General features: G+C 65.6%; 10 protein-coding genes. 3 read left to right on the top strand and 7 right to left on the bottom strand.

All coding sequences use genetic code 11. The features are described from left to right. Position 1 precedes the first annotated feature (1 nt). Positions 2-1348 (top strand): alpha/beta fold hydrolase, encoded by a 1347-nt coding sequence (locus NG697_RS05505; protein WP_252598764.1) that lies wholly within the window; start codon positions 2-4, stop codon positions 1346-1348. Here the strand turns inward: NG697_RS05505 and NG697_RS05500 are convergent. From NG697_RS05500 to coaE, 4 genes are all read right to left on the bottom strand, one after another. Next, positions 1334-2770 (bottom strand): MFS transporter, encoded by a 1437-nt coding sequence (locus NG697_RS05500; RefSeq protein ID WP_252598763.1) that lies wholly within the window; start codon positions 2768-2770, stop codon positions 1334-1336. The two genes, NG697_RS05505 and NG697_RS05500, sit on opposite strands and share 15 nt — an antisense overlap. 121 nt (positions 2771-2891) lie before the next feature. Further along, positions 2892-3920: a TerC family protein gene (locus NG697_RS05495; RefSeq protein WP_252598762.1), complete on the bottom strand. Its 1029-nt coding sequence runs from the start codon at positions 3918-3920 to the stop codon at positions 2892-2894. Between the two features lie 227 nt (positions 3921-4147). Beyond that, positions 4148-6247 (bottom strand): excinuclease ABC subunit UvrB, encoded by a 2100-nt coding sequence (gene uvrB / locus NG697_RS05490; RefSeq protein ID WP_252598761.1) that lies wholly within the window; start codon positions 6245-6247, stop codon positions 4148-4150. Between the two features lie 80 nt (positions 6248-6327). Next, on the bottom strand, positions 6328-7542 hold the full coding sequence (gene coaE / locus NG697_RS05485; protein ID WP_252598760.1) for a dephospho-CoA kinase: 1215 nt from the start codon (positions 7540-7542) through the stop codon (positions 6328-6330). Positions 7543-7564: 22 nt separating this feature from the next. On the opposite strand from coaE, the gene NG697_RS05480 reads away from it, so the two are divergent. After that, positions 7565-8281: an IMPACT family protein gene (locus tag NG697_RS05480; RefSeq protein ID WP_252598759.1), complete on the top strand. Its 717-nt coding sequence runs from the start codon at positions 7565-7567 to the stop codon at positions 8279-8281. Continuing rightward, positions 8265-8789 carry a GNAT family N-acetyltransferase gene (locus NG697_RS05475; protein ID WP_252598758.1) on the top strand — a complete coding sequence of 175 codons (525 nt, stop codon included), beginning with the start codon at positions 8265-8267 and terminating at the stop codon, positions 8787-8789. Before NG697_RS05480 ends, NG697_RS05475 begins: the two co-directional genes overlap by 17 nt. Positions 8790-8928: 139 nt before the next feature. Here NG697_RS05475 and rpsA read toward each other — a convergent pair whose 3' ends face one another. The 3 genes from rpsA to NG697_RS05460 all read right to left on the bottom strand — a co-directional run bounded on the left by rpsA (position 8929) and on the right by NG697_RS05460 (position 12640). Next, positions 8929-10407 carry a 30S ribosomal protein S1 gene (rpsA, locus tag NG697_RS05470; RefSeq protein WP_056339708.1) on the bottom strand — a complete coding sequence of 493 codons (1479 nt, stop codon included), beginning with the start codon at positions 10405-10407 and terminating at the stop codon, positions 8929-8931. A gap of 234 nt (positions 10408-10641) precedes the next feature. Further along, positions 10642-11931 (bottom strand): GNAT family N-acetyltransferase, encoded by a 1290-nt coding sequence (locus NG697_RS05465; protein ID WP_252613782.1) that lies wholly within the window; start codon positions 11929-11931, stop codon positions 10642-10644. Between the two features lie 97 nt (positions 11932-12028). Next, positions 12029-12640, bottom strand: coding sequence for a GyrI-like domain-containing protein (locus tag NG697_RS05460; protein ID WP_252613748.1), 612 nt, complete (start codon positions 12638-12640; stop codon positions 12029-12031). Positions 12641-12663 lie beyond the last annotated feature (23 nt).

Raw genomic sequence — 12663 nt, 5'->3', positions numbered from 1 at the left:
CATGCAAACGCGGACCCCTGTCCCGCATTTTGTGAAGGCCCGGCACGAATTCCGTGGCATGCGCACCGCCGAGCACTACTTCACCGTTCCCTTGGACCACTTCGCGCCCGGCAGTGACGCCGCCGCCGAGACCATCACCGTGTTCGCCCGTGAGTACGTCTCGTCGGCCCACACCCAGGCTGAAGCCGAAGAGCTTCCCTGGCTGGTGTTCCTCCAGGGCGGGCCGGGCGGCCGCGGCAACCGGCTGGCTTCGCTGAGCGGCTGGAGCAAGGCGGCTGCCCGGGACTTCCGGATCCTGATGCTGGACCAGCGCGGCACCGGGCTGTCGACCCCCATCGACCGGAACACGCTGCCGGCGCGAGGAACGGCCGAAGCCCAGGCTGCGTACCTCGAGCATTTCCGTGCGGATTCCATCGTGGCCGACGCGGAGCTCATCCGCGCGGCGCTCGGCTCCGGCCCCTGGAGCATCTACGGCCAAAGCTACGGCGGATTCTGCGCACTGACGTACCTGTCCTTTGCCCCGGACGGGCTGAAGGAAGCCCTGGTTACGGGCGGACTCGCGCCGCTAGCCGGCCATGCCGACGACGTCTACCGCGCCACGTTCGCGCGCGTCGCGGCCCGCAACACCGATTACTTCAGCTGGTATCCGGAGGACCGCCAGACAGTGAACGCGATCGCATCGCACCTTCGCCAGACCGAGGAGTTCCTACCCGACGGCGGCCGGCTCACGGTGGAACGGTTCCAGATGGTGGGGTCCTTCCTGGGCGGTAACACGCGGGTGGACGGCCTGCACTACCTGCTGGAGGACGCCTTTACCGGGACACCACACGGGAACAGGCTCGCCGATGCCTTCCTGGAGCAGGTCCAGGGCATCGTGTCCCGCCTCGCCAACCCGCTTTATGCCCTGCTGCATGAGTCCATCTATGGGCAGGGACAGGCTACCGACTGGGCCGCCTGGCGTGTGCTGCAGGAAAATCCGGCATTCCGCCCGGATGCGGAGGCGCTGCTGCTGACCGGCGAGATGGTGTACCCGTGGTATTTCGAACAGGATCCCGCCTTGGTGCCGCTGCGGCAGGTGGCCCATCTGCTGGCCGCCAAAACGGACTGGAAGCCGCTGTATGACCCCACACAGTTGGCCGCGAACAGCGTGCCGGTCGCCGCCGCGGTTTATCAGGACGACATTTACGTGGACCGCAGCCTGTCACTGGAGACGGCGGCTGCTGTGCGCGGACTCCGGGTATGGGAGACGGCCGACTTCCACCATGACGGCATAGCGGACGACGGCGAGGCTATTTTCGGGCGGCTGCTGGGTATGGTGCGCTCGGTTGCCGGCTCAGCCGGCAGCTGAGCCGGCCGCCGGGCTGCGGCGGCGCGCCACCAGGGCAACGACGGCGGCGGTCAGGACAGCAGCCCCCACCAGTCCGCCTGCCATGTTGAGCCCCAGGTAGCCGGCCCAGCTGAGGATCAGTCCGGAAGTGGCCCCGCCCACCGCACCTGCGGCGCCCATCAGCATGTCCGACACACCCTGGACCAGCACGCGGGACTCCTGGGGGACGCTCTCCGCCAGCAGCGTGGACCCGGAAATGGTGGCCGCAGACCAGCCCATGCCCAGCAGCACAAGTCCCACGGCCACCGCGACGGTGGACGTCTGGCCAAATCCGGCGACGGCGACGGCAGCGATCAGCGTGGCGAAGCCGATCATGATGGTCTCAGTCCTGCCTGCCTTGTCCGTCAGCCAGCCCATGACCGGCGACAACGCGAACATGCCTGCGATATGCAGGGAGACGGTGAAGCCGATGATCACCAGGACATCGCCGGAGGCGGCGTGGCCGGCATGGGAGGCACCAGGCCCGGCCACGAGTTCCTGCAAATGCAGCGGGGTCATGGACATCACGCCCACCATCACGGCGTGCGCTCCGACGACGGCGGCAAGCGCCAGCCAGGAAGCCCTGGACTGGCGGATTGCCCGCAGCCCGCGGACGAGCGATCCCCCGACTGCGTTGCGCGCGGTGGCGCTTTGCTGATTTGCCGTACGTGGTGGCGTGCCCTGCATCTTCCCGCCAGCTGGCTGGGCGTCGAGATCCAGTGCGGCGGGTTCCTGAGTGGCAAGATCCCGGGCGGCAAGATCCTGGGCGGCGATTTCCCGCGCGAGCAGGAGCGGGTCCGGCCTGAGGCCAGCGAAAAGCAGCACAATGGCCAGCAGGAGTCCGGCTGCGGAGATCACGAACGGTCCGGCGACGGGCGGCAGGCCGAGGGCCAGGCCCACAACGGTGCCGGGCTGGATCAGGTTGGGTCCGGCCACGGCGCCGACCGTCACAGCCCACACCACGGCGGAAAGCGCCCTGCCGCGGTGTTCAGCATCCGCAAGGTCGACGGCGGCGAAGCGTGCCTGCAGGCTGGCCGCGGTACCCACCCCGATGCCCACCGCCCCCAGCACCAGCAGGACGAACAAGCCGGACACCACCGACATCACTATCAGAACTGTGCCGGCGAGGGCGGCGGAAAGCCCCGTGACCTGCCCGGCCCGACGGCCCCGCCGGTCCGCCAGCGAAGCAAGGGGCAGTGCTGTCAGCGCGGCCCCCAATGTCATAACCGTGGCCACGGCACCCGCCCACACGCTGGAACCTGACTGTTCCACGGCCAGGATGGACCCAATGGAAACCGTGGCTCCGGTGCCGATGCCACCGAAAACCTGGGCCGCGCTCAGCAGCACCACGGTGCGCCGTTGCACCTGGCGCACTCCTCTTTCCGTGATCAGTGTGCGGGCCATGGTCCGAGCATAGTCCTGGGCGGCCAGGTCCTACAGGGGGCAGATTAAGCCACTGATCCCGGCCGCCGTGCGGCCGGGATCAGTGGAAATGCAGTGTGCGTCAACGGAACGCGGAGACAGCCTACTCGGCGTCGCTGAGGCTCTTCTTGGCGTCTTCCTCGAGTCGGGGGTCCAGGTGGGCTGTCTTTGCCTTGGAGCTCAGGAGGCTGGCAATCACGGCAACGATGATGGTGCCCACGATGACGGCCAGGGAGACGAATGTCGGAATCTCCGGGGCCCACTCGATGTGGTTGCCGCCATTGATGAACGGCAGTTCGTTCACGTGCATGGCGTGGAGCACCAGCTTCACGCCGATGAACGCCAGGATGAAGGACAGCGCGTGCTTCAGGTAGATCAGGCGGTTCATCAGGCCACCCAGCAGGAAGTAGAGCTGGCGCAGGCCCATCAGGGCGAACAGGTTGGCGGTGAAGACGATGAACGGGCTCTGCGTCAGGCCGAAGATCGCGGGAATCGAGTCCACTGCGAAGAGGAGGTCGGTCAGGCCGATGGTGATGAACACGATCAGCATGGGGGTGAAGACCTTCTTGCCGTCCACCGTGGTGCGCAGCTTGCCGCCGTCGAACTTCTCCGACATGGGGATGACCTTGCGGATCCGGGCGATGAGCGGGTTTTCCTTGTCCTCTTCGTCCTCGCCTTCGTCCTGGGCCTGCTTCCAGGCGGTCCAGAGCAGGAACGCGCCAAAGATGTAGAACACCCAGCTGAACTGCTCGATCACGATGGCGCCGAGGAGGATGAAGATGCCGCGCAGGATCAGGGCGATGATGATGCCCACCATCAGGACTTCCTGCTGGTACTTACGAGGCACGGAGAAGCGGGCCATGATGATGATGAAGACAAACAGGTTGTCGATGCTGAGGCTGTATTCAGTGACCCAGCCGGCCACAAACTGGCCGCCGAATTCGGCGCCGGTAAAGAAGAACATGGCCCCGGCGAACAGCAGGGCCAGGGAGACGTAGAACGCAACCCACAGGCCGGCTTCCTTCATGGAAGGCTCGTGGGGGCGCCGGACGACCAGCAGAAGGTCAATGAGGAGGATCAGGCCAAGGACGACAAGTGAGCCGACCTCGAACCACACGGGTAATTCGGGCACAGGTTAGCCTTTCGCAGGGTACAGAGAAATGGTGTAAGTCTCTCCGGCCAGCCTGTGCACTTGGTGCTGAAATGGCGGCCCGCTACGCCCGGCCAGGCAACTGTGCCTGGCGTGTTGACGATCGTAGCGCTCGGGATACTCCCCTACGTGACGTTAACTGTACAGCAGCGTCCCGACATGCGGAAACATGCCCCGACTGCCACGTCCCTTCGACGCCCGGGGGTGGACTAGGCGTGGCCGGCCGCCTGCATCTGGCGGAGTTCCTTCTTAAGGTCACTGACCTCGTCCCGGATCCGCGCGGCCAGCTCGAACTGGAGTTCGGTGGCAGCGCCGTGCATCTGTTCGGTCAGCTGTTCGATGAGGCCCACGAGGTCTTCGGCCGGTGCCGCGGCGAGGCCGTCCTTGCGGACTTGTGCCGCGCCCTTGGCCGCAGACTTGCTACGTTTGGCGCCCTTGGCCAGCCGGTTGTTGTTGAGCAGCTCCTGGGTGTCGGCGTCTTCCTTGGCAAGTTGGTCGGTAATGTCGGCAATCTTCTTCCGCAGCGGCTGCGGATCGATGCCCCGTTCCGTGTTGTAGGCAACCTGGATGGCGCGGCGCCGGTTGGTCTCGTCGATAGCCTTGGCCATGGAGTCGGTGATGCGGTCCGCGTACATGTGGACCTCGCCGGACACGTTGCGGGCAGCACGGCCGATGGTCTGGATCAGCGAAGTCGCCGAGCGCAGGAAGCCTTCCTTGTCCGCGTCCAGGATGCTCACGAGGGAGACCTCGGGCAGGTCCAGGCCTTCGCGAAGCAGGTTGATGCCCACCAGGACGTCGAAGACACCCATCCGGAGTTCCCGGAGCAGTTCAACGCGTCGGAGGGTGTCCACGTCCGAGTGCAGGTATTCGACCTTGATGCCGTGGCCCAGCAGGTAGTCGGTGAGGTCCTCCGCCATCCGCTTGGTCAGGGTGGTGACCAGGACGCGTTCGTTCTTTGCCGTGCGGGTCTTGATCTCGCCGAGGAGGTCATCAATCTGGCCCTTGGTGGGTTTGACCACCACCTCGGGGTCGATCAGTCCGGTGGGCCGGATGATCTGCTGCACAAAGCCGTCAGCCTTGCCGAGTTCGTACTTGCCGGGCGTGGCCGACAGGTAGACCGTCTGGCCCACGCGTTGGAGGAATTCGTCCCATTTCAGCGGTCGGTTGTCCATGGCCGACGGCAGGCGGAAGCCGAAGTCCACGAGGTTCCGCTTGCGGGACATGTCGCCCTCGTACATGGCGCCGATCTGCGGCACGGTGACATGGGATTCGTCGATCACCAGCAGGAAGTCGTCCGGGAAGTAGTCGATGAGGCAGTGCGGAGCGGTCCCGCGGGCACGGCCGTCGATGTGCGACGAGTAGTTTTCGATGCCGTTGCAGAAGCCCATCTGCTGCATCATTTCGAGGTCGTAGGTGGTGCGCATCCGGAGCCGCTGGGCTTCCACCAGCTTGTTCTGGCCTTCCAGGACGGCCAGGCGTTCGGCGAGTTCGTCCTCAATCCGCTTGATGGCCCGGGCCATCCGCTCGGGCCCGGCCACATAGTGCGAGGCCGGGAAGACGTACATTTCCTCCTCGTCCCGGATCAGTTCGCCAGTCAGCGGATGGAGAGTGTGGATGTTCTCAATCTCGTCTCCGAAGAATTCGATGCGGATGGCCAGTTCCTCGTACATCGGGATGATTTCCACGGTGTCGCCGCGGACCCGGAACGTGCCGCGGTGGAAGTCCATGTCGTTGCGCGCGTACTGCATGGAGACGAATTTCCGGAGCAGGTCGTCGCGGTTCATCTGCGCCCCTTTGCGGAGCGTGACCATGCCGGCAATGTACTCTTCCGGCGTGCCCAGGCCGTAGATGCAGGACACCGTGGCCACCACAATAACGTCCCGGCGGGTCAGCAGCGCATTGGTGGCGGAGTGGCGGAGCCGTTCCACTTCCTCGTTGATGGACGAGTCCTTCTCAATGAAGGTGTCCGTCTGCGCTACGTAGGCCTCAGGTTGGTAGTAGTCGTAGTACGAAACGAAGTACTCCACCGCGTTGTTGGGCAGGAGTTCACGGAATTCGTTGGCGAGTTGGGCGGCCAGGGTCTTGTTCTGCACCATGACCAACGTGGGCCGCTGGACCTGTTCGATGAGCCACGCCGTGGTGGCGCTCTTGCCGGTGCCGGTGGCGCCCAGCAGGACAACGTCCTTTTCGCCGTTCCTGATCCGCTCCGTGAGTTCGGTGATGGCGGCAGGCTGGTCGCCGGCCGGCTGGAACTCGCTGATGACTTCAAACGGAGCGACGACGCGGTTGATCTCCTGGGCAAGGCTCATGCATCTAATCTACAACCGGGGACCGACAGTGAAAGCCGGATCAGTTACCGGCGAACATCACCCTAAACGGGCGGACAGGATCAGGGCGCGTACGACGGCGGCACCCACCCCGTGCGCGCAGCCCAACCGTCCATACGCGGCCAGGCGACGTCCGTGAACCACGGCTCCTTCGCCTCCGCATAGGCGTGGGTACCTCTACTGCCGGCAAACTGTTCGGTCAACGCGCGTTTATGGTCTTCATACAAGGCGGCGGCTTCCGTGTCGTTCCTGAGCCAGTCGCGGAAGAGCAGCGCGTAGCGCCAGCCGGCCGATCCGGCCGCCCGTACGTGCACGTTGGCGGGGCGGCCGGGGTCCGCGTTGGCGTGGAAGCGTTTTTGCCACTGCGCCGGGTCCGGATCCGTCAGTTTCGGAGTGTCGAAGCCAACCCCCGGCACGGCCGGGAAGCCAGCAGCGGCCAGCAGCGGTGCGATCCGGTCCGCGGCGTTGAGATCGGACACCGTGACCTGGAGGTCGATGACGTCCTTGGCTGCCAGGCCAGGCACGGCTGTGGAGCCGATATGGTCCACAGCCAGGATGTCGTCCGGTGCTGCGGCCGTGATTCGGGCGCCAAGCCGTGCAGCCTGGACCGCCCAATCCTGCTGCGGCACCGACAAGACTGCCATGCCTGCCCTGACCGCCCTGACGCTGCGCCGGAGATTGCGCGCGAACGGCACCAGTCGTTCGGCCCAGAGCCGGTCCACCTGCGCCGTCACGTCCGCCAGTGATCCGGAGTTGTCCAGCACGACGTCGGCAGCGGCCAGCCGCGCCCCGCGCGAGGCCTGGGCAGCCATGCGTGACCGGGCGTCCTCGGCCGTCATGCCGCGGTGTTCGAGCATCCGGGCGATCCTGACGTCATCGGCCGCGTCCACCACAAGGACAAGATGGAAGCCGCTCCCCTGGCCCGTCTCCACGAGCAGTGGAATGTCCTGGACCACAATGGCGCCGGCCGGGGCTGTGGCGATGATCCTGGCCGCGGCGGCCCGGACCAGCGGGTGCACAATGCCGTTCAGCACGGCCAGCTGCGAGGGATTGCCGAACACCACGGCACCCAGCCTGGCCCGATCCAGCCGGCCGCCGCCGTCGAGCATTTCCTCTCCAAAGGCTTCCACCACGCTGGCCAGCCCCGGCGTTCCCGGTTCAACGACGTCCCGAGCCAGCGCATCCGCGTCCACCAGCACCGCACCGAGCTCCGCCAGGCGTGTGGCGACCACTGACTTCCCTGAGGCGATGCCGCCCGTCAAACCGATCTTCAGCATCCCACCACCCTAAACTGAAGACGTGGCACAAACAGCGGATACACAGAGCACTGACGCCGCAGACAGCAGGGCCACCGCCTACACCACGCTCGCGTTGGGGCCGGAGTTCCGGCACGAGATCGAGATCAAACGCTCCAGGTTCATCACGGTGCTGCGCCGCGCGGACAATGAGGACACCGCGCGGGATCTGGTGGCCGCCCTGCGCCGCGAGTTCCACGATGCCCGCCACCACTGCTCGGCGTTCGTCCTGGGGCCGGACCGGGACATCCAACGCTCCAATGACGACGGCGAGCCCTCCGGCACGGCCGGCATCCCCATGCTGGAGGCCATCATCAAGAGGGAAACAGCGCCGGGCGTGACGGACCTCAGCGACGTCAGCGCCGTCGTCGTCCGCTACTTCGGCGGCATCCTGCTGGGGGCGGGTGGGCTGGTGCGTGCATATTCCGAGTCGGTTTCCGCGGCCCTGCAACGGGCCCCACTGGTTCGTCGCAGCCGGCTGCGGATCTGTTCGGCGTCGGTGCCGCACTCCGCCGCGGGACGGCTGGAGAACGACCTTCGCGCGGCCGGGTTTGTGATGGCGGAAACCACCTACGGAGCGCAGGACACGGTCCTTCGCCTGGCCGTGCCTGACGATGCCGCGGAAGTTTCTGCCGCCACCGATCGCGTGTTGTCACTCACCGCCGGGAGAACCGTGCTCACGCCGGCCGGAACGGAGTGGCTCGATGTCCCGCTGCCCTGAAGTCCGTCTGGCAGACGTCGACGACCCCATGCTGGAGCGGCTGCTGCAGCTGGCGCAGCTGGATGCGTCCGCGGATGACGTCACGCCGCCGCTGGGCAACGGGACGGGCTGGAATGCCGAACGCATCGACTGGTTCCGCGTCTACCACCGGTCTGCAGCCGCGGGACTGGAGGGACCGGTAGCGGAAAAGAGCTGGGCAGTGCTATGCGACGGCAGCCCGGCCGGCGCGATCAGGCTCAAGCTGACGGACGCGGAAACGGCGCAACACGAAACAGCTGAGACGGGCATCTGGCTGGGCCGGAGCTACCGCCGCCACGGTGTCGGCGGCGCCGCGTTGCGGCTGGTGTTGGCGGAAGCCCGCCGCGCGGGACTGCACCAGGTCGTGGCCAACACCACGGCAGCCAACATCGGCGCGCAGCGGCTCCTCACCGCCGCTGGCGCGGTCCTGACGCACGACGACGGCGGCGCGGTGAGTGCCGTCGTCGTACTCTCAACTAACTCGCAGTAGACGCACCGAAAGCCTCGTTTGGGAGCATTAAGTGCTGGTCAGATGGCCGGCCAACCACGGATGGCGCATTAAGCACAGCGGGCCCCTGCCTTCGCAGGGGCCCGCTGTGCTGGCCCGGGAAGCCCCGGGCCGGTGGCAATTAGTTGCCGGTCAGCTTCTCGCGCAGAGCTGCAAGAGCCTCGTCCGAAGCAAGGGTACCGGCCCCGGCGTTGGACTCGGCAGCAGGCTCCGAAGAGTAGCTGGTGGTGCCGGAATCGCTGTCACCGGACGTTGCAGCTGCAGCGTCGTCAGCAGCGTGCTGGGCAACCTGCTTCTTGTGTGCTTCCCAGCGGGTCTGGGCGTCAGCGTACTGCTGCTCCCAGACGGCGCGCTGGTTCTCGTAGCCTTCAAGCCACTCGTTGGACTCCGGGTCGAAGCCCTCCGGGTACTTGTAGTTGCCCTCTTCGTCGTACTCAGCGGACATGCCGTAGAGAGCCGGATCGAATTCGGTGGACTCGGCGTCAACGCCCTCGTTAGCCTGCTTGAGGGAGAGGGAGATGCGGCGGCGCTCGAGGTCGATGTCGATGACCTTGACGAACAGCTCGTCACCAACGGAGACAACCTGCTCAGCCAGCTCCACGTGGCGGACTGCCAGTTCGGAGATGTGCACGAGGCCTTCGATGCCGTCTTCGACGCGTACGAACGCACCGAACGGAACGAGCTTGGTGACCTTACCCGGAACAACCTGCCCGAGGGCGTGGGTGCGGGCGAAGGTCTGCCACGGATCTTCCTGCGTAGCCTTGAGCGACAGGGAAACACGCTCGCGGTCCAGGTCGACTTCGAGAACCTCGACAGTGACTTCCTGGCCAACTTCGACAACCTCGGACGGGTGGTCGATGTGCTTCCAGGACAGCTCGGAAACGTGAACGAGGCCGTCTACGCCGCCCAGGTCCACGAAGGCACCGAAGTTGACGATAGAGGAAACAACGCCGGGACGAACCTGGCCCTTTTCCAGCTTGTTGAGGAACGTGGAGCGGACCTCGGACTGGGTCTGCTCGAGCCAGGCACGGCGGGACAGCACAACGTTGTTGCGGTTCTTGTCCAGCTCGATGATTTTGGCTTCGATCTTCTGACCGATGTACGGAGCGAGGTCGCGCACACGGCGCATCTCGACGAGGGATGCGGGCAGGAAGCCGCGCAGACCGATGTCGAGGATAAGACCACCCTTGACAACCTCGATGACGGTACCGGTGACAACACCGTCTTCTTCCTTGACCTTCTCGATGTCGCCCCAGGCGCGCTCGTACTGAGCCCGCTTCTTGGAGAGGATCAGGCGGCCTTCTTTGTCTTCCTTGGTGAGCACCAGGGCTTCGACGAGATCGCCAACGGAGACAACGTCTCCGGGATCAACGTCGTGCTTGATGGACAGCTCGCGGGAGGGGATGACACCTTCGGTCTTGTAACCGATGTCGAGCAGAACTTCATCGCGGTCGACCTTGACGACGGTACCTTCGACGAGGTCTCCGTCGTTGAAGTACTTGATGGTGGCGTCGACTGCTGCGAGGAAGTCCTCAGCGGTACCGATGTCGTTAATGGCGACTACGGGGGTACCGGGCTTCTCGGTGGAGGTGATGGTCATGTAGTAGGGGCTCCGTTGTGGATAGTAAGTCGGTCAGGCAAACCGCCGCGCCCGCGTTATGGAACGCAGGCGCAGGTCTTCGGGCGATCGCAGGGATCTTCCGGGTCTTCCTGATTTGTGGATTCTAGAAACGCGCACGTAGTACGCGCCCACTTATTCTAGTCGCAGCGGCCAACGAGGGTCAAAGCGCATGGCAACGAGCGGCCTGGCTGAGCGTGCCTGCAATGCCGGGGCTCAGAAGTGTGTGAGGCAGTGCGTGGCGCGCTCCACCGCGAACATCCCGCGGGCCCGGAGCGCCGCGCCCTGGGTGTGTTCACGGATCCGGCCCGCCGCCGTCAGCGTCACCGGGCTGACAGCGCCGAGGTAGATGGATGACAGCGCGGAGACATCCAGCGTCAGGTCCGGATCCTGCGCAGCTGCCAGACGCACGACGGCGGCCTCGCCGCCGCTGACGTCCACGGCAAACGTTCCCGCCGTGAGACCAAGCGGGTCCTGCACCTCGAGCACCAGCCTGCCGTCCAGCGGGTAATGCCGGGCTTCCAGCGCCTGGGCCACGTCCAGGATGCGGAGCCAGAGCATGTCCCGGCTGTCTGAGGAGTCGATGCAGCGGGGATCGGCCAGTGCCCACGTGAGCGGGTCATCCAGCGGTGCTTCGTCCCACGTGATGCGTTCCACCAGGTCGATGGCGGCCAGGAACTGCCAGAGCTCCAGGTACGCCTCGTTCGTGGCCGCCACGAGGTCCACCACCTGCATGGTGTAGGGCTCGGTGTCCCAGCCAAGGAATTTGTAAGAGACGTAGCCGTCCACGGCGCCGTCGGGGCCGTAGTGCAGTGCCGCCTTGACGGCAGGATCTTCCTTGCCCTCGCGGCCCAAGGAACCTGAAGCAAGCTGGCGGTACCAGTCCTGGCGGCCGATCGATCCCGGCGTCAGGCGGTGCACGCGGTCGAAGACGACCGGCGCCAGGTCCAGCAGCACACGGGGGTCCGCGATGTCCACGGTACCGACGCCGTGATGGTTGAGCCGGAACCGGGCAGTGGTGTCCACTTTCACGGTCCGTTCGAAGCTGGCCACGCCGTAGCCAAAGCGCCCATAGATGGAGCCTTCTGACGCTGTCAGGGCGGCCATTGCCGGGCCATCGTTTTTCGCCATGGCCAGGTCCTCGGACATCATCCGGCGCAGCAAGCCGCGCCGCCGATGTGAGGTCCGGACCGTCACAGCTGTGACCAGTTGCGTTTCCAGCAGCCGGCCGAAGCCGATGTTGAGTGTTTTGCGCAGGGTGCCGAAGGTTGCCACCGGTACCTCCGCGGGGAGCGACCCAGGCGCGACTTCCCGGGTCTGGTAGGCGCCGGTGAAGATCCGCCGGTCAGCTGCGTAGGTCTCCAAGGATTTGGCAACATGCTCCGGTGTCCGCGTGGATTCGTGGAAGCCAAAGGCGACCGCCTTCACCCATGATTCGGCGTCGGGATAACCCGCCTCGCCTTTGGATGCCGCTGGGAAGCGCCGGATTTCATAGTCATCACTCAGTTCGGCCACACCGCCGAGCCTAACCAATGATTCCGGCGCCTGGCCAGCAGCAACACGCTCGCAGGCAGGAAGTTCCGCAGAGCCGGCGGGAAATGGCTCAGAGCCGCCGCACGGGTTGGCGGAGGATGGTTTTGAGCTTTTCCGGTGCCACCCGGCGGGCGTCGCTGAGGTAGGTCTCGTGGTGCAGGCCGGCAAATCCGAAGCCCTTGGACGGAATGTATTCACTGTGCAGGCGGTGCAGCGTGGGGGCCTCGTCGTCGTAGCTGCCGATGTGCAGGATCTGCAGCGAGAGGCCTTCATCGAGGGTCTCAAGGCGGAGCAGGTCCAGCCCCGGAACGTTCTTCGCCGCCGCCTCCGCGATACCGTCCTGCACCTCGGCGGCGCCGATCCAGCCTGGCTGATGGATCATCATGGTCCACTTCCAGCTGTTCTTCTCGCCCCGGGTGAAGGCGTCAGGATCGTCTGCTGTCCACAGGCCCTCCAGCGGCCCGACGACGTAGTCCCGGCCCGCGTGCTTGCTGGCGAACTTGACGGCGTAGGACACCGAATACAGGGCCTCGAGGGCGGCGGCGTAGGCGGGGGCCGTCCCCGGATTACCTTGCCCGTCCAGCATCAGGTAGCTCAGCGGAGGGACGGTGACCACTTCGAAGTCCCGGGCCCGGGGCGCGTACAGATCCTTGAACTGTTTCTTGACGTCGTACTTGTCCATCGCGCCCCACCCATTCGTTCCCA

The sequence above is a fragment of the Pseudarthrobacter raffinosi genome (genome assembly GCF_023913835.1).
GTDB lineage: Bacteria > Actinomycetota > Actinomycetes > Actinomycetales > Micrococcaceae > Arthrobacter > Arthrobacter raffinosi.
This window is presented reverse-complemented; position numbering and strand designations above follow the sequence as displayed.